The organism is Allomesorhizobium camelthorni (assembly GCF_011045125.1).
In the GTDB taxonomy this organism is placed as follows: Bacteria; Pseudomonadota; Alphaproteobacteria; order Rhizobiales; family Rhizobiaceae; genus Allomesorhizobium; species Allomesorhizobium camelthorni.
The window spans coordinates 126527-143217 of the sequence record NZ_JAAKZF010000004.1 but is presented as its reverse complement, the minus strand read 5'-3'; the positions used below and the strand labels follow the sequence as shown (position 1 = coordinate 143217).

Sequence of the window (16691 nt, the reverse complement as noted above, 5' to 3'; positions counted from 1 at the left end):
AAGTAAACGACATCGGCGTAGCCTCGAAAGAAGTAGCGCAGCATCGCGACCCCCTATGTGAATCGCTTCATAGTTCGATCAAGCCAATTGCTCGAAGGGTACCCGGGGCGGGTGAACCTCCGGTGGCGCCGATGGGAAAAGAATCGTTAATTCGAGAGGACGCGCCGTTTTTCCGCGCTGACGCCGTTGCGCTGCCGCTCTGCCCGAGGTCCGTGCTCCAGATCGGCCTGCTCGGAAGCCTGACGATCGGCGACGACGATGGCCCGCTCGATCTTCCCGGCGCGAAAGACCGCGCCTTGCTCGCCTATCTCGCTGCCTCGCCGGGCGTTCCGGCGCCGCGCGCCAAGCTGGCCGCGCTGCTTTGGGGAGACGTGCCCGAGCGCCAGTCGCGCGACAGCCTGAAGCAGGCGGTCTGGCACCTGCGCAAAGCCTTGGACGGCGTCGCCGCGCTCGGAACGGACCGGCAAAGCCTCAGCCTCGATCCCGCATCGGTAACGGTCGATGCCGTTGCCTTCTGCGACCTGTTGGCCAGCAACCTGCCCGAAGACATCGAGCAGGCGATTGCGCTTTATCGAGGCGACTTTCTCGAGGGGCTCGATGTCCGCAGCGCCGCCTTCGAGGACTGGATGCTGATCGAGCGGCAAAGATTACGGCATCAGGCGACCGACGCGATGGCTGCGCTGCTCGACCGGCAGTTCGCCGACGGTCGCAGGGAGCAGGCCGCCGTCACGGCGCAGCGCCTGATGTCCCTCGAACCCCTTCACGAGGGCGCCTGCCGATCCCTGATGCGCATTCATGCGGAACGCGGGCAAAGGAACCAGGCGCTGAAACTGTTCGAGACGCTGCGGCAAAGGCTGCGCGAGACGCTTGATGTGCGTCCGGAGCCTGCGACCTTGGCGCTCTATGATTCCATTCGGGGGACCGTCGTGCCCGTGGCCGGCCCGGCCGAGCGCGCACCAGAACGCGCGACAAAACCGTCGATCGCCGTGCTGCCCTTCGCCAATATCGGCCATGATCCCGAGCAGGATTATTTCGCGGCCGGGTTGACCGAGGACGTGATCACCGACCTGTCGCAGATTTCGGGACTGGCGGTTCTTGCAAGCCTTCGGGCGCACGGCGCCGTGGACCTGCCCTCCGCCCGCGAAGCGGCCCGCGCCCTCAATGCCCGCTACCTCCTCGATGGATCCGTCCGAAAATCCGGCGATCGTGTGCGCATCAGCGCGCTCCTGGTCGACGCCGAAAGCGGAGCGCATTTGTGGGCCGAGCGCTATGACCGCGACATGGCCGATATCTTCTCCGTGCAGGACGAGATCGCGCGCAGCCTCGCCGACGTGCTGCGCGTCAGGCTTCAGCCCGGCGACCTGGAACTCATGACGACGCGGCCGACCGCGAGCCCGGAGGCCTACAAATTCTATCTTCTCGGGCGCTCCTTTTATCTGCGTGGCCTCAACAGGAGCAGCCTGCGCGTCGCGCGCGACCTCTTCGCCAGGGCGATGGAAATCGATCCGCACTACGCACGCACCTATTCGAGTGTGGCGATCTGCGACTACTACCTTTCGATGAGCGACGCCTCCGCCACTCCCGAAAGCATGTTCGTCAACAGCGCGCGGGCGCTGGAGCTTGCGCCCGATCTCGCCGATGCGCATGCGGCGAAAGGCCTGGCCCTCTACGGCGTCGGCCGGTACGGCGAAGCGGCTGTCGAATTCGACCGCGCCATGGCGCTCGACCCCAAGCTCTTCGAAGCGCATTTCTTCCAGGCGCGATGCTGCAGGCTGCGCGGAGATCATGAAGAAGCGGTCGCGCTTTTTGAAAAGGCGGCCGAACTGCGCCCCGACGATTTCCGCTCGATCGGCCTTTTAGCGGAGGAGAGCAGGGTTCTCGGCCGCATGGAGGCGTTCCGTTCCGCGGCGGCGCGCTGCCTTCGATGCGTGGAGCAGGAGGTCAAGGACCATCCCGACAATGCAGGCGCCTGGGCCTTCGGCAGCAATGTCCTGGCGATGTTGGGCGAGACCGAACGCGGAGAGGAATGGGCCGAACGCGCCGTCATCATCGTGCCGGACGACCACCTGGTCCACTACAATGTCAGCCGCACGCACGCCGTTCTCGGTCGTCACGACCGGGCGCTCGAATGGCTGGAGCGTTCGCTCTCGGCCCTGCCGGCGTTCCGGTTCCGGCTGCTGGCCTGGCTTAAAGCCGATCCGGGCTTCGATACGTTGCGCGAAAACCCAAGGTTTTGCGACATCGTGCGCGGCGCCGAGTTGAAATAGCCAAGGTCGCGAGGCGTGCCGCCGCTAACCGACCGTATGCGGTCGGGCGGCTTCAGCTTGACATAGAGCGGGCGCTGCGCGACCCCATTGCTCTTGCCGGCCAGGCTCGGCTGGCTGGTCGCGGAGTAGGCATGCCACAGGATGAGAGAGGGCCCGGCGCAGAACTGGTGAGGCCGCGCGCGCGCCGTGGCGGCGGCCGCCCGACCATTGCCGATGTGGCGCTGCGCGCCGGCGTTGGCGCCATCACCGTCTCGCGGGCGTTGCGCGAGCCTGGACGCGTCTCGCCGGAACTGCGCCGCCAGGTCGCCGCCGCCATCGCGGAACTAGGCTACGTGCCCGACCGCAACGCCCGCGCGCTGGCTTCCGCCCGCGCCGACGTCATCGGCGTGCTGGTGCCGTCGCTCACCAACAATGTGTTCGCCGAAGTGGTTCGCGGCATTTATGACGGCCTCGGCGACAGCCACCTCCAGGTCCAGATCGGCAATACGCATTATTCCGGGCTGGAAGAGGAGCGGCTGCTGCAGGTGTTCCTCAGCCAGCGGCCTTCCGCGCTGATCGTCTCCGGCATCGACCAGACGCTGGCCGCCCGCGCTTTGCTCGAAAACGCAGGCTGCCCGGTCGTCCAGATCATGGAGACCGGCCCCGATCCGGTGGACATGATGATCGGGTTTTCGCATTTCGACGGTGGCCGGGCGGCGGCCCGTCATCTGGCCGAAGCCGGCTATCGCAATATCGGTTTCATCGGCGCGCGGATGGACCCGCGCTCGCAGCGCCGCCTGGCCGGCTACAGGGCGGCGATGGAGGAGGCGGGCATATTCGACCCGCGGCTCGTCACCACCACGACCGTGCCCTCCAGCGTGTCGCTCGGGCGCGATTTGCTTCGCGAGGCGCGGGCGAAGATGCCGGCGCTCGACGCCGTCTTCTGCAACAATGACGACCTTGCCCTCGGCGTGCTCTTCGAATGCCACGGCGTCGGGCTCGCTGTGCCTTCAACCATCGGCATTGCCGGCTTCAACGACCTCGAGATGATGCAGGCCGCGTTTCCGTCGATCACCAGCGTCAGGACGCACCGCTACGAAATCGGTAGGCGGGCTGTGAGCATGGCCCGTGCGGCGATTTCGGGCGAGAGGCCGCCGCAACGGATGGTCGATGTCGGCTTCGAGCTGATGCCGCGCGAAAGCACGAAACGGGCCCGCTGACTGAAATCTTACGTGGCGGAAAGCCACTTTACAGCCCGTAATGGTAGCGCTACCATAATTACTGCAAGCTCGGGCTTCCGACCGTGGCGCGCGGCTTGTGAAATTGATATTGTCGGATAAATCGGGTCAAATGCAGCCGGCTGGAGGAGAGCTTCCGATGAACGGGAGCGCAGCCGCTGCAGGTGGCCGGGTTCGCAGGGACTACAGTCAAACCGGAACTGCATTTGGGAGGAATATCGATGATCAGAACCGTTCTTGGCGGCATCGTTGCCGCCACTGCACTCGTCATGTTGAACACGACGGCCATGGCCGAGCCGGAGATCGTGAGCGGCCCGTCCGCCGAGCCGGAATGCTTCGCGCCGTGGTCTGCCGACACCAAGTTCTTCAAGTATCCGAAGAAGGAAGGCCCGTTCCGGATCGCGCTCGCCAACGGCTACATCGCCAACACCTGGCGCATCCAGATGATCCAGACCGCCAAGGCCTATGCGGCGCAGCCGGAGGTCGCGGCGAAGCTCAAGGAGTTCAAGGTCGTCTCTACTGGTGAGGATGTGCCGGCGCAGATCTCGGCGATCAACAACTTCATCGACTCAGGCTATGACGCGATCGTCGTCAACGCCCAGAACCCGACAGCCTTCGCGCCCGTCATCAAGCGCGCCAAGGACGCCGGCGTCATCCTTGTTGCCTTCGACAACATCCTCGACACCGAAGATGCCATCAACGTCAATGTCGACCAGAAGGGCCTCGGCGTACTGTGGGCGGACTGGTTGATCAAGCATCTGCCGGAAGGCGGCAAGGTGCTCGAAGTGCGCGGCGTCGCCGGCACGTCGGTCGACACCGATCGCCACAACGGCATCCACGAGACCTTCGCGGCGTCCGGCAAGAAATGGGAAGTGGTCGAGGTTCTCGGCAAGTGGGACGACCCGACCGCCCAGAAGGCGACCGCCGACGCCATCGCGGTGCACAAGACCTTCGACGGCATCACCGCGCAGGGCGGCGACACCGGCGTCGTGCAGGCCATGATCGACGCCAAGCATCCCTGGGTTCCGATCGGCGCCGAGACCGAGAACGGCTTTCGCAAATTCTGCGCCAAATTCTCGGCCGAAGGCCTGAAATGCTCCTCGGCCGGCACCGGACCGGCGCAGGTGGCCGTCGCCATCAAGACGGCCATCGCCGCACTTGAGGGCAATGTCGTTCCCCAGTCGGTCAAGCTGCCGCTGGCGATCGTCGAGGATCCGAACTTCAAGGAGAACGAGGACTATTTCCCCGACCAGTCCGACAATTTCTTCGTCGGCAATTCCTTCCCGACCTGCGGCATCAATTTTACGGCGCAGGAGATCATGGGCCAGTCGGAAGCGAACCAGTAACCAAGGCTCGCGCTGCCCCTCACCCTACCCCTCTCCCCGTTATCCTTCGACAAGCTCAGGACGGGGAGAGGGGTTCGCCAGCGTCGCGGCCAGATCTCTTCTCCCCGTCCTTACGGGGAGAAGATGCCGGCAGGCAGATGAGGGGCAGGGCCGACTTGTCAGTATCCAGCTCCGACCGATCGAGAGAGCCCGATGCTTCCTGAGATACCGAAAAACGAAACATTGCTCTTCCAGATGGAAGGCGTGTCGAAACGCTATGGCGGCGTTCGGGCGCTGGAGCAGGCGGAGCTTCGCGTCCATGCCGGCCGCATCCACGCCATCCTTGGCGAGAACGGTGCCGGCAAGTCGACGCTCATCAAGGTCATGGCCGGCGTCGTCGCGCCGGACGAGGGCCGCATGACGATGGCCGGCAACGAAGTCTCCTTCGCCTCGCCGGCCGAGGCCAACAAGGCCGGCATCGTCTGCATATTCCAGGAACTGTCGTTGATCCCAGACCTCAGCGTCGCCGACAACATAGTCATCTCCGATCCGCCGAAGAAGTTCGGCATGATCGACCGCAAGGCGCAGCGCAAGATCGCCGAGGAAGCGCTGGCGCGCGCGGGGGCGGCCGACATCCATCCCCTGGCGCTGGTCAAGGACCTGCCGCTCTCGCGCCGGCAGATGGTGGAGATCGCCAAGGCTCTGGCCCGCAAGCCGCGCATCCTGATCCTCGACGAAGCGACCTCGGCGCTGACCGCGGCGGACGTGTCGAAGGTGTTCGCTGTGCTGAAGCGCCTGCGCTCGGAGGGACTCGCGCTTCTTTACATCTCGCACCGCATGCACGAGATCGCCGAACTCGCCGATGAATGCACCGTATTCCGCAACGGCCGCAACGTTGCAACCTACAAAGCCGGCAGCAAGTCCGACAACGAGGTCGTCGAGCTGATGATCGGCCGCGAATACAGCCACATCTTTCCGCCCAAGCCGCCGGCCGCCGCCAGCGACCGCCCGCCGGTGCTCGAATGCCGCAATCTTAGCTGGAATGGCCGGCTGCGCGAAATTTCGCTGTCGGTCCGGGCGGGCGAGGTGATCGGCCTCGGCGGGCTGGACGGGCAGGGGCAGCGCGAACTGCTCTTGGCCCTGTTCGGCGTGCTGCGCGGCGTTTCGGGCGAGATACTGGTCGACGGCCGGCCCGCCTCGATCGCCAGTCCCGCCGCGGCACGCGCCGAAGGCATCGGCATGGCGCTGATCCCGGAGGACCGCAAGACCGAGGGCCTGATGCTGCCGATGAGCGTGCGCGAGAACCTGTCCTTCGCCGCCCTCGACCAGGTCTCCAGCGGCGGCGTCATCGACCGCGCCGCCGAGCAGCGGCTGATCGACGAGATGGTTCGCCTGCTCGCCATCCGCACTGCGGGCGTCGACATTCCTGTCGGCGCGCTTTCCGGCGGCAACCAGCAGAAGGTGGTGATCGCCAAATGGCTGATGCGCAAGCCGCGCATCATCCTGCTCAACGACCCGACGCGCGGCATCGACGTCGGCACCAAGCAGGAGCTTTACCAGTTGCTGCGCCAGCTCGCCGATGCCGACGCCGCGATCATATTCTATTCCACCGACTATGACGAACTGATCGGCTGCTGCGACCGCGTGCTCGTGCTCTACGACGGAGCCATCAAACGCGAACTGGCGGGCGATGAGATCACCGAGCGGGCGCTGATCGCCAGCGCGCTCAACATCAGGAGCGGCGCTGAGGCCATGGCGGTGGGAGCGGGCGCATGAATAATTATAGCCCGACCGCCTTGCGCAATACGTCGTTCATCCGGCTCTGCCACCCCGGCCCGCTCTGCCTGAATCGATCTATCACATCAGGATCGATGCGTAGCTTGATGGCGCGCTTACGGCTAAGACTCACAGGGCGTCCTCTTCTGCGCAGGAGATCGTCCGCCGGAGGATTGTCCGGATCGGCCAACGCATCGGCGCTTATCGACGCGTCTTCGACGTCGCTCATTTCGTCCAGGTTCGCCAGCGCCTTACGCGTCGCCTCTTTCCACTCCGGTTGTTTTTTGGACATAGGTTTTAATCTCTCGCTTGTTGGCCTTACGAAGCGAAATGATGTGGCAAACATCATTTCGCATCGTGAAGACAATGATGTGCAGGCGCTGCCCGACAAAGCCGGCTGCAACTTCCCGCACTTCGCCGTAGTCATTGCGGTCGTCCGTCGCTACGATCGCCGTGGAAAAATCAAATTCCTCGGCCTGCACAAAGTCGATGCCGCGCTCCGCTATGTTGCGACGGTTCTTCAATGGATCAAAAGTGAACCGACGCGGCTTATCCACAAAATTGTTGTACCCCCATTAAATCGCAATTGCGAGGGTTTTTTGAGGGCTGGTCGACGTCATTGCGTGGAGATGGCGGCATGAAGGACTGGCGCTACTGGGCGGCCGAACAGCGCGGCACGCTGCTCGCGCTCGGCATCTTCGTCGCGATGTTCATCCTCTACACGGCGAACCACCCCGCCGGGCTGACCGCCAATGTGGTGCAGACCGCCTCCAACAAGGGCGTGCTGCTGGCTTTCGTGGCGATGGCGCAGACGCTTGTGGTCATTACGGCGGGCATCGATCTTTCGGTCGGCATGATCTTCATCCTCACCAACTGCCTCGCCTCATGGCTGGTCGTCGGAACGCCGATGGAAACCGCCTTCGGCGTCGCGGCGGTGCTTATGGTCGGCATCCTTTGCGGCGCGATCAACGGCGCCATCGTCATCTACGGCAGACTGCAGCCTATCGTCACGACCATCGCCACTGGCGCTGTCTATTTCGGCATCGCGCTGATGCTGCGGCCGTTCCCTGGCGGCTCCGTCAACGAGGATCTGGCCGACGCGCTGACAGGCCGCCTGTTCGGTCTGGTGCCGGCGAGCCTGGTCACGCTGGTCGCCGTGGTGCTGGTTATCTGGATCCCGTTCAGGCGCTCGGTGACCGGCCGCGCGGCCTATGCCGCCGGCTCCTCCGACGTCGCGGCCTATATGTCGGGCGTGCCCATCCGGCGGGCAAAATTCGTCGCCTATACGCTTGGCGGACTGCTCGCCTCGATCGGCGGCCTGTTCCTGACCTTCTTCACCTATACGGGCGAGGCGGCGCTTGCGAGCGGCAACGCCTACACGCTGTTTTCCATCGCCGCCGTCGTGCTCGGCGGCGTTTCGCTGTTCGGCGGCAAGGGCAGCGCCATCGGCGCGATCTTCGGGGCGTTCGCCTTCCGCACAATCGGCGACCTTTTGTTCGTCTTCGATTTCGATCCGCTCTGGCAGCCGCTGTTCCAGGGCGTGGTGCTGCTCGTGGCGGTCAGCATCGGCGCATTCGCGCTGTTCCGGGTCAAGAACCGGCTGGAGTGGTTCGGATGAGCGACACGACCACCGCCCGCATCGCCGGCCGGATGCCCGGCTTCCTGCGCCGCGCCGACCCGGCGGTCGCCACCGCCTTTGCCTGCATCATCCTGCTGCTGGTCTTCGGCAGCCTCTATTCGACGAGCTTCCTGTCGCCGGAATATCTCCTGCAGCAGCTCAAGGTGGCGTCCTTCCTCGGCGTCATCGCGTCGGGCATGATGCTCGTCATCCTGCTCGGCCAGATCGACCTTTCCGTGCCTTGGGTGGTCGCGGTCGGGGCGATGATGGCGTGCGCGGCAGCCGCTCACGGCACGGCCGGCATGGTGCTGGCCATCCCGTTCGGCATCGCCTGCGGCGTCCTGATCGGCCTCGTCAACGGCATCGGCGTCGCCTATCTGCGCATCCCCTCCATGATCATCACGCTCGCCACCAACGCCGTCGCGCAAGGGCTGATGGTCGTGCACACCGGCGGCTTCTCGCCCCAGGATTCCGCCTCGGCGGCCATGCGCTGGCTCGCCACAGGCTTCCTTTTGCCGGGCGTGCCCAACGCCGTCGTGGTGTGGGCGATCGTCGGCGCGGCCATGGTGTTCGTCCTGACCCGCACGACGTTCGGCCGCGCGGTCTACGCGATCGGCAACCGCGAGCGCGCCGCCTATCTCTCCGGCGTAGACACGCGGCGCATCGTCATGATCGCCTTCGCCGTCTCCGGCGGGCTCTCGGCCTTCGGCGGCGTGCTTTTGGCCGGCTATGCCTCCAAGGCGGCGCAAGCCATGGGAGACGCCTACCTGCTGCCGGCAATCGCCGCCGTCGTGCTCGGCGGCACCTCGATCCTCGGCGGCCGCGGCTCCTATCTCGGAACCGTCGCCGGCGTCATCCTCATCACCTTGCTGCAGTCGATCCTGTCGGTTATGCAGATGCCCGAAGCGGGACGCCAGGTGATCTATGGCGTCGTCATCATCGGCATGCTGCTGCTCTACGGGCGCGCGCCGGCCAGCAGGTGAGTTCAAAATGGAAATGAAACCGGAACCCGATCAGGCGGGGTCGGCCGACTCTGTGCCGGTCGCGGTGGTGATGGGCGTCGCCGGCTGCGGCAAGTCGGTGGTGGGCGCAGCCCTCGCCGAAGCGCTCGGCTGCCGCTTCATCGAGGGCGACAGGCTGCATCCGCCGGAAAACGTCGCGCGCATGGCGGGCGGGCAGCCGCTGACCGACGCGCACCGCGCAGGATGGCTCGACGCGGTCGGCGCGCAATTGAGCGAAGCCGCGCGAGCGGGAAGCGGCGGCGTCGCCGCCTGCTCGGCGCTGAAGCGGGCCTATCGCGACCGGCTGCGGCGGTTCTGCCCGGGCATGGTCTTCATCCATCTCGCGATCGACCGGGAGACGGCGAGGCAGCGCGTCGGCCGCCGCAAGGGACATTTCATGCCGACCACGCTGGTCGAAAGCCAGTTCGCCGACCTCGAGCCGCCGGCAGGGGACGAGGCCGCGCTAAGCCTCGACGGCACGCGGCCAGTAGCGGAACTCGTCGCGGCAGCTGCCAAATTCCTCAAGCCGGCGACGGCCAAGACCGGCAAGATTTAAAGACGCCCAGGACGGGGCTATCGTATGCGCGTGCATACCCCCACCCCTAACCCCTCCCCTCAAGGGGGAGGGGATATTTCAACGACCCCGCCTCACGAAAAAACGATCCATTTTGGCCTACGCAGCGACGAAATAGTAACCCCTCCCCATTGAGGGGAGGGGTTAGGGGTGGGGGTAAACGTCGAAAGCAAGTCCGCGGCGATTAGGACATCTTGCTGTCGGGAACCACGACGAGCTTGCCGACGAAATCCTTGGCCATGAAATCCGTCTGCGCGCGGTGGAAATCCGACAGCCTATAGACGCCGCCGACCAGCGGCCTGATCTTGCCTTCCTCGATGTAGCGGACGATGCGGCGGAAGTCCGCCCGCGTGCCCTGGCTCGACCCATGCAGTTGCAGCTGCTTCAGATACATCGTCCTCAAATCGAGCTGCACCACCGGCCCGGCAATCGCGCCGGCCGTGGTGTAGCGGCCTTCCGGACGCAGGATGCGCAGCAGATCGTTGAACATCGCCCCGCCGACCAGGTCGGCGACGACGTCGATGGGCTTTCCGCCTGTGGCCTCGTTCACCGCCGCGAGCAGGTCGGGAACGCCGCGGGTGATGACCGCTTCCGCGCCGATATCCTTCACCGCCTGTTCCTTGCCTGGGCCGACGATCGCATAGGGGATCGCGCCTCGGGCGCGGGCAAGCTGGACGATGCCGGAGCCGACGCCGCCGGACGCGCCGGTCACCAGCACGCGCTCTCCCGCCTTCAGGCCGGCGCGCTCCAGCATCTGCTCGCCCGTCAAATAGGCGCAGCAGAAGGTTGCGAGCTCGACATCGGAAAGATCGGCGCGGACGAGGTGCGCGTTCTCGGCCGGCAGCGCCTGGTATTCGGCGTAACCGCCGTCGCGGCCATGGCCCATATAGTCGATGTCGGCGAGACTATCGTCGTCGCGGTTGTAGATCGAGAAATCGACCATCACGCGCTCGCCGATGCGGCTCTCCGGCACGCCGTCGCCGACCGCGACGATGCGGCCGACCGTATCGGCGCCCTGGATGCGCGGAAATGTCAGCGTGTTGCCCTGCCGCCGCCACGTCGAGACCGCCCCCGCGTCCTCTTCCGTGCCGTACGCGCCCTGGCGCACCCAGACGTCGGTGTTGTTCATGCCGCATGCCGTCACCTCGACCAGCACCTCGCCGGGAGCGGGCGAGGGGACGGGGACGTCAGTGCGGTATTCGAGTTTATCAAGCCCGCCATGCCCGGTGAGCAGCACGGCGGCCATTGTGGAGGCGAGGGGTTTGGAAGTCATGTACGTTCCACTTTGCAAACTTGGCGCTGCCCCTCACCCTTACCCTCTCCCCGTTCTTACGGGGAGAGGGTAAGGGTGAGGGGCAGCGGCACCTTTTCAGAATTAGACGCCGGCAAACACCGCCTTCACCGCATCCGCTGTCTTGGCGACCACCACATCCGCCTCCTCCCGCGTCAGACACAGCGGCGGAGCGAAGCCCAGAATATCGCCCTGCGGCATGGCGCGGCCGATCACGCCGCGCTCGGCGAGAGCCGCCGCCACCTGCGGGCCGATCTTCTGAGCCGCGTCGAAGAACACCCGGTCGTCCCGGTCAGCAACGAATTCCACCGCCGCCATCAGCCCGTCGCCGCGAACCTCGCCGACATTTTTGTGGCCGCCGACCGCCTTGGCCAGTTCGGCACGGAAGTATGCCCCGGTCTCGCCGGTGTTGGTCACCAGGTCCATCTCGTCGATAAGTTCCAGGTTGGCCACACCGGCCGCAACGCAAATCGGATGCGCCGAATAGGTCCAGCCATGGCCGAGCGAACCGAGCTTGTCAGAGCCCTGCACCAGAATTTGCCACATCTTCTCTCCGACGATGACGCCCGACAGCGGCGCGTAGGCCGAGGTCAGGCCCTTGGCGATGGTGATCAGGTCCGGCTTCATGCCGTAATGATCGGAGCCGAACATCGTGCCGAGCCGGCCGAAGCCAGTGACGACCTCGTCGGCGACCAGCAGCACGTCGTATTTCTTCAGCACCGTCTGGATCTTTTCCCAATAGCCTGCGGGCGGCGGCACGATGCCGCCGGTGCCCAGGATCGGCTCGCCGATGAAGGCCGCGACCGTCTCCGGCCCTTCGGCCAGGATCATTTCCTCCAGCTTGTCGGCGCAATGCTGCGAGAACTGCTCCTCGCTCATCGAGCGGTCGGCGCGGCGGAAATAATAGGGCGCTTCGGTGTGCAGGATCGGCGCGCGCGGCAGGTCGAAGGCGTTGTGGAAGAGGTCGAGGCCGGTCAGCGAGCCGGTCATCACGCCCGAACCGTGATAGCCGCGCCAGCGCGAGATGATCTTCTTCTTCTCCGGCCGGCCGAGCACGTTGTTGTAGTACCAGATCAGCTTGATGTTGGTCTCGTTGGCGTCTGAGCCGGACAGGCCGAAATAGACCCTGGACATGCCCTTCGGTGCACGGTCGATGATCATCTTGGCGAGCGTGATCGAAGCCTCGGTGCCGTGGCCGACATAGGCGTGATAATAGGCGAGGTTCTTCGCCTGTTCGGCGATGGCGTCGGCTATCTTCTGGCGGCCATAGCCGACATTGACGCAGTATAGCCCGGCAAAGGCGTCGAGGCTGCGGCGGCCGTTGGTGTCGGTGATGTAGACGCCTTCGCCGCCTGAAATCACCCGCGTCGGCGATTCCCCGCGCGCGTGCGTGCCCATATGGGTCGAGGGATGGAAGAAATGGTCGCGATCCCAGGCGGAAAGTTCGTTCGAGCGGTCGAGCATGATGGTTCCTTTCGATAGTTCGACTGTTGGCGCCTCGGCCAGCGTTGATGACTCAGCGCTGCCCCTCACCTGCCTGCCGGCATCCTCTCTCCGTAAGAACGGGGAGAGGAGAGTTGGTGCGACGCTGGCGACCCCCTCTCCCCGTCCTTCACGGGGAGAGGGTAAGGGTGAGGGGCTGCGTCAACCTGGCCAACTGGCTATGCCGCATCCAGGCACAAATACTTCAACTCCGTGAAAGCTTCGATGCCATGGCGCGAGCCTTCGCGGCCGATGCCGGACTGCTTCACGCCGCCGAACGGAATCGGCGCGCCGGTGATCTTCACGCGGTTGATCGCCACCATGCCGTAGTCCAGCGCGCGGCCCATGCGCAACTGGCGCGCGCCGTTCTCGGTCACGACGTAGGCGACGAGGCCGTATTCAGTGTCGTTGGCTCGGGTAATGACCTCCGCCTCCGTGTCGAAGGGCGTTACGGCTGCGACCGGCCCGAATGTCTCCTCGCGCATGATCAGCGCATCGTCGCCGACATCGGCGAGCAGTGTCGGCTGGAAGAACAGTTTTCCGGCCGGGTGCCGCTTGCCGCCGGTAACGAGCCGCGCGCCGCGCTCGATCGCGTCGGCGACCTGCTCCTCGACCTTGACCACGGCGCGCTCATGCATCAGCGGACCGAGATCGGCATCTTCCATGAGGCCATGCCCGACCTTCAGCATGGCAATGCGCTCGGCATAGGCCTCGCAGAAGGCGTTGTAGATGCCGCGCTGCACATAGATGCGGTTCGCGGCAAGGCAGTCCTGGCCGGAGGTGGCGAATTTGGCGTCGATGGCGATCTTAACCGCGCGGTCGAGGTCGGCATCGTCGAATACGATCAGCGGCGCGTGCCCGCCGAGTTCCATCACCAGCCGCTTCATGGTCGGCGCGCATTGCGCCGCGATCAGCCGGCCGATCTCAGTCGAGCCGGTGAAGGAGAGCGCGCGCACCCGCGCGTCCTCGCAGATCCGCCCGACGATCGTCGCGGCGTCGCCGGTGACGATGTTGAACACGCCCGCCGGCAGGCCGGCGCGCTCGCCGAGTTCGGCAAGCGCCAGCGCCGACAGCGGCGTCTCTGAGGAGGGGTGAGCGACGATCGTGCAGCCGGCGGCCAGCGCGGCGGCGGCCTTGCGGGTCAGCATGGCGGAGGGAAAATTCCACGGCGTCACCACGCCGACGACGCCGAGCGGCTCGCGCCGCACCATCATTTCCGCGCCGGGAAGGTGGCTGGTCACGCTCTCGGCGTTGAGGCGCTTTGCTTCCTCGGCATACCATTCGATGAAGGAGGCGGCGTAGTCGATCTCGCCGCGCGATTCCGCCAGCGGTTTGCCCTGCTCCAGCGTCATCAGCAGCGCCAGATCTTCCCTCGAGGCGACGATCAGCTCGAACCATTTTCGCAGTATGGCCGAGCGCTGCTGCGGCAGCAGCGCCTTCCATTTCGGAAAGGCCTTGGCCGCCGCGTCCACCGCAGCCGTGGTCTGCCCGGCGTCGAGCGCCGCCACCCAGGCGACGGCATCGCCGGATGCGGGATCGCGCACCTCGAAGGTGCGGCCGGCCTCGCTCGCCGTCCAGTGTCCGTCGACATAGGCGAGTTCGCGCAGCAGCCGGCGATCGGAAAGCCGGTCGAAAGCATCGTGGCGGTGCGGTCGTGCGAAATGCGCGGACATGGAAGGGCCTCGCTTGGAAAAGGATCAAGCGAGATTAGCCGGCACGCGTGGAGAGAGGAGCTGAATCTTTGGAGAAGCAAAGAGACTCTGTCTAAGGAAATGCCCGTCGACGGGCATTCCCTCCATCAGATGCCGTAGACCGATCAGACCATGATGGTCGGTATCCCAAGCGCGATGGACGCCTTAGCCATTCCCCTGTCCAGCGTGCACAGCGTGCTGTGATTTGCCGCTGCTATGGCGGCATGCAATGCGTCACCGGCCCGAAGGCCCACGACGTCTCGGTCGGCCAGTCTCGCGGCCTCGACAAAATACTCTTCGGTGATCGGAAACAGCGTCAATGAATCTCGTCGTAACCGAGAGAACGCAGCAAGCGAATCCGCTCGCTCGAACGGTTGCAGGACTTTAGCCCGGACCTTTGCGGACAGGGCGGCCGAAAATTCCGATACCACCCAATTACTGGTTGCACCAACTCCCGGTGTTTGGGCTGCCAGCCAGCGTTCAATTTCCTCTGTCCGCGGCTCTCGCGTGAGGAGCGCTACAAGCAGCGATGTATCGAAATAAAGGGTCAATAGCGTTCGTTATCGCGAAACCGCCGCATGAAATCGCCAGCCGACTCCTCCTGGTAAGTCATCTTCTCGGTCACCTTTCGGATGGAATCGAAATCGATCGGCTTCAGTTTCTTCTTCACCGGCACAAGCTGAGCCACCGGCTTCCCGCGCTTGGTGATCTCTACCGTCTCACCGGCCGCCGCGCGTTCGACGAGTTCGCTGAGCTTGGCCTTTGCCTCGGCGAGGCTGATCGTCGTCATGACACTACTCCTGACCATTTAGTTGGTCACTTATCGCATATGCCGCAAGGGAGCGCAAATTTTCAGCTATTTCGGCCGAGAGTGCAGGACGAACGGGCATTGTGAACAAATTCCGTACGATGGATTGTCCTGATTTCGCACTAACGTTGTGATATCACGAGAGAAAATCCGTTTCAAATCCCGGAGATTCCTCGATTCTATCCCCGCGCAGGTGGGAATTCAGATCGCCAGCAGCAGATGTTCCGGGTCGCCGAGAAGCAGCTTCGCCACCACTCCGAGGCCGGCGCGCAGCTCGCCTTCCGTGGTCGAGCCGAGCGAAATGCGCACCGCCGGCCGCCATTCGTCCTGCGAAATCCTGAACGAGGCGCCCGGCGCGATCGCCACGCCCTGCAACCTCGCCTGGGCGACAAAACCCTCTTCCGAACGCTCGCCGCTCAGCGGCAGCCAGACGTGCAGGCCGTCGCGATGCGCGCGATAAGGCACATTCGCAAAGACTTCGGCAGCGATGGCGTTCCGCCGTTTCAGCGCCCCGCGCTGCCACTCGACAAGCTCCATGGCTGTGCCGTCGGCTACCCATTTGGTGGCGATTTCGGCCATTATCGGCGTCGCCATCCAGTTGGAGACGAGGTGGCGGTTGGCGACCGCCGCCACGTAACGATCCGGCGCGGCGAGATAGCCGATGCGCAATCCCGGCACCACGATCTTGGTGAAGCTGGTGACGTAGAGCGTGCGCTCCGGCGCAAAAGCCGCCACCGGCGGCGGCCTGTTCTCGACCAGCGGGCCGAGCACGTCGTTTTCGATGATCGCCAGATCGTGCTTGCGCGCCACCGCCGCGATGGCCTCGCGCCGTTCGGCGCCCATCAGGGTGGCGGTCGGATTGATCACCGAAGGCTGCAGGAAAACCGCGCGGATCGGCGTTTCGCGGCAGGCTGCGTCGAGTGCTTCGGGGATCATGCCCTGGTCGTCGATCGCCAACCCTACAAGATTGAAGCCGAGATAGGTGGCGAGCGGAATGAGCGTATGGTGGCCGATCGCCTCAGTCGCCACGGTGGAACCGGGCGGCGCGACGCTCATCAGCGCGACCGTCATGCCGGCCGTGGCGCCGTTGGTCAGGCTTATGTTCTGCGGCGAAATGCTGAGGCCGCAGGCCTTCAGCCACTCCACCGCCACCGCGCGGTGGCGTGGAAACACGACGTTAGGCCGGAACGACAGCGCCGCGCTCGCAGGCAGGTTTTCCGCCAGCCAGCCCAGCGCCCGCTTCATCCTGTCGAGATGCATCGGCTCACAGACCGGCTTCAGGATCGACAGGTCGATGACCTCACCCAGCCGTTCCGGAAGATACGGCGGGTCCGGCTCGCGGCGGCGGGTCTGCACGAAGCTGCCGCGGCCGATCTCGCCCGAAATCAGCCCGCGCCGGATCAGTTCCTCATAGGCGCGGCTGACCGTCTGCACCGACAGCCTCAGATCGTCGGCCAAACGCCGGTGCGTCGGCAGCCGCGCGCCGCTTTCCAGCCGTCCGTCATGGATCGCCCGCGCGATCTGCTCGGCCAGCGAGAGATAGGCGGGGCGTCTGATGAGGTCCGGATCGGGGCGCCATAATGTCATGACTCATATGAGATCAGAATCAGTGCAATTGACAATCGAAAAAATGCGGGATCA

At 64.9% G+C, this 16691-nt stretch carries 15 protein-coding genes; 7 read left to right on the top strand and 8 right to left on the bottom strand.

The genetic code is table 11. The features are described 5' to 3' along the window. Positions 1 to 131: 131 nt before the first annotated feature. The 4 genes from G6N73_RS05950 (at position 132) to G6N73_RS05935 (ending at position 6585) form a co-directional block, all read left to right on the top strand. Positions 132 to 2267: a BTAD domain-containing putative transcriptional regulator gene (locus G6N73_RS05950; protein WP_165024691.1), complete on the top strand. Its 2136-nt coding sequence runs from the start codon at positions 132 to 134 to the stop codon at positions 2265 to 2267. 131 nt (positions 2268 to 2398) lie between these two features. Next, positions 2399 to 3466 (top strand): HTH-type transcriptional regulator GntR, encoded by a 1068-nt coding sequence (gntR, locus tag G6N73_RS05945; protein ID WP_206078684.1) that lies wholly within the window; start codon positions 2399 to 2401, stop codon positions 3464 to 3466. 239 nt (positions 3467 to 3705) lie between these two features. Beyond that, entirely contained in the window at positions 3706 to 4830 is a 1125-nt protein-coding gene (locus tag G6N73_RS05940; protein WP_165024689.1) for a sugar ABC transporter substrate-binding protein, read from the top strand. A 192-nt stretch (positions 4831 to 5022) separates the two neighbouring features. After that, the gene (locus G6N73_RS05935; RefSeq protein WP_165024686.1) at positions 5023 to 6585 is read left to right on the top strand and encodes a sugar ABC transporter ATP-binding protein; all 1563 of its coding nucleotides are present in this window, start codon (positions 5023 to 5025) and stop codon (positions 6583 to 6585) included. Between the two features lie 4 nt (positions 6586 to 6589). On the opposite strand, the gene G6N73_RS05930 is transcribed toward G6N73_RS05935, so the two are convergent. Beyond that, positions 6590 to 6877: a BrnA antitoxin family protein gene (locus G6N73_RS05930; RefSeq protein ID WP_165024684.1), complete on the bottom strand. Its 288-nt coding sequence runs from the start codon at positions 6875 to 6877 to the stop codon at positions 6590 to 6592. Next, positions 6837 to 7067: a BrnT family toxin gene (locus G6N73_RS05925; protein WP_343044561.1), complete on the bottom strand. Its 231-nt coding sequence runs from the start codon at positions 7065 to 7067 to the stop codon at positions 6837 to 6839. Before G6N73_RS05925 ends, G6N73_RS05930 begins: the two co-directional genes overlap by 41 nt. Before the next feature lie 155 nt (positions 7068 to 7222). On the opposite strand from G6N73_RS05925, the gene G6N73_RS05920 reads away from it, so the two are divergent. From G6N73_RS05920 to G6N73_RS05910, 3 genes are read left to right on the top strand one after another with little or no spacing between them, the layout of a single operon-like run. Beyond that, the gene (locus G6N73_RS05920) at positions 7223 to 8203 is read left to right on the top strand and encodes an ABC transporter permease (protein ID WP_165024679.1); all 981 of its coding nucleotides are present in this window, start codon (positions 7223 to 7225) and stop codon (positions 8201 to 8203) included. Next, positions 8200 to 9186 carry an ABC transporter permease gene (locus tag G6N73_RS05915; protein ID WP_165024676.1) on the top strand — a complete coding sequence of 329 codons (987 nt, stop codon included), beginning with the start codon at positions 8200 to 8202 and terminating at the stop codon, positions 9184 to 9186. The genes G6N73_RS05920 and G6N73_RS05915 overlap by 4 nt, the downstream gene beginning before the upstream one ends. A 7-nt stretch (positions 9187 to 9193) precedes the next feature. Further along, positions 9194 to 9760, top strand: a complete 567-nt coding sequence (locus G6N73_RS05910; protein ID WP_165024674.1) for a gluconokinase — start codon at positions 9194 to 9196, stop codon at positions 9758 to 9760. A gap of 202 nt (positions 9761 to 9962) precedes the next feature. Here G6N73_RS05910 and G6N73_RS05905 read toward each other — a convergent pair whose 3' ends face one another. The 6 genes from G6N73_RS05905 to ehuR all read right to left on the bottom strand — a co-directional run bounded on the left by G6N73_RS05905 (position 9963) and on the right by ehuR (position 16637). Further along, positions 9963 to 11051, bottom strand: coding sequence for an alcohol dehydrogenase family protein (locus G6N73_RS05905; protein ID WP_246251686.1), 1089 nt, complete (start codon positions 11049 to 11051; stop codon positions 9963 to 9965). A 102-nt stretch (positions 11052 to 11153) separates the two neighbouring features. Next, complete coding sequence (locus G6N73_RS05900) at positions 11154 to 12533, bottom strand: aspartate aminotransferase family protein (protein ID WP_165024671.1); 1380 nt, start codon at positions 12531 to 12533, stop codon at positions 11154 to 11156. Positions 12534 to 12730: 197 nt separating this feature from the next. Continuing rightward, positions 12731 to 14224: an NAD-dependent succinate-semialdehyde dehydrogenase gene (locus G6N73_RS05895; protein WP_165024669.1), complete on the bottom strand. Its 1494-nt coding sequence runs from the start codon at positions 14222 to 14224 to the stop codon at positions 12731 to 12733. 143 nt (positions 14225 to 14367) lie between these two features. Then, positions 14368 to 14793: a type II toxin-antitoxin system VapC family toxin gene (locus G6N73_RS05890; protein WP_165024666.1), complete on the bottom strand. Its 426-nt coding sequence runs from the start codon at positions 14791 to 14793 to the stop codon at positions 14368 to 14370. After that, the gene (locus tag G6N73_RS05885) at positions 14790 to 15032 is read right to left on the bottom strand and encodes a type II toxin-antitoxin system Phd/YefM family antitoxin (protein WP_165024664.1); all 243 of its coding nucleotides are present in this window, start codon (positions 15030 to 15032) and stop codon (positions 14790 to 14792) included. Before G6N73_RS05885 ends, G6N73_RS05890 begins: the two co-directional genes overlap by 4 nt. Before the next feature lie 219 nt (positions 15033 to 15251). After that, the gene (gene ehuR / locus G6N73_RS05880; protein ID WP_165024661.1) at positions 15252 to 16637 is read right to left on the bottom strand and encodes a MocR-like ectoine utilization transcription factor EhuR; all 1386 of its coding nucleotides are present in this window, start codon (positions 16635 to 16637) and stop codon (positions 15252 to 15254) included. Positions 16638 to 16691: the final 54 nt, after the last annotated feature.

Coding starts and splice junctions, on each gene's coding strand:
- G6N73_RS05950 (WP_165024691.1), top strand. CDS start 132: ATGGGAAAAGAATCGTTAATTCGAGAGGACGCGCCGTTTTTCCGCGCT.
- gntR (WP_206078684.1), top strand. CDS start 2,399: ATGCCACAGGATGAGAGAGGGCCCGGCGCAGAACTGGTGAGGCCGCGC.
- G6N73_RS05940 (WP_165024689.1), top strand. CDS start 3,706: ATGATCAGAACCGTTCTTGGCGGCATCGTTGCCGCCACTGCACTCGTC.
- G6N73_RS05935 (WP_165024686.1), top strand. CDS start 5,023: ATGCTTCCTGAGATACCGAAAAACGAAACATTGCTCTTCCAGATGGAA.
- G6N73_RS05930 (WP_165024684.1), bottom strand. CDS start 6,877: ATGTCCAAAAAACAACCGGAGTGGAAAGAGGCGACGCGTAAGGCGCTG.
- G6N73_RS05920 (WP_165024679.1), top strand. CDS start 7,223: ATGAAGGACTGGCGCTACTGGGCGGCCGAACAGCGCGGCACGCTGCTC.
- G6N73_RS05915 (WP_165024676.1), top strand. CDS start 8,200: ATGAGCGACACGACCACCGCCCGCATCGCCGGCCGGATGCCCGGCTTC.
- G6N73_RS05910 (WP_165024674.1), top strand. CDS start 9,194: ATGGAAATGAAACCGGAACCCGATCAGGCGGGGTCGGCCGACTCTGTG.
- G6N73_RS05905 (WP_246251686.1), bottom strand. CDS start 11,051: ATGACTTCCAAACCCCTCGCCTCCACAATGGCCGCCGTGCTGCTCACC.
- G6N73_RS05900 (WP_165024671.1), bottom strand. CDS start 12,533: ATGCTCGACCGCTCGAACGAACTTTCCGCCTGGGATCGCGACCATTTC.
- G6N73_RS05895 (WP_165024669.1), bottom strand. CDS start 14,224: ATGTCCGCGCATTTCGCACGACCGCACCGCCACGATGCTTTCGACCGG.
- G6N73_RS05885 (WP_165024664.1), bottom strand. CDS start 15,032: ATGACGACGATCAGCCTCGCCGAGGCAAAGGCCAAGCTCAGCGAACTC.
- ehuR (WP_165024661.1), bottom strand. CDS start 16,637: ATGACATTATGGCGCCCCGATCCGGACCTCATCAGACGCCCCGCCTAT.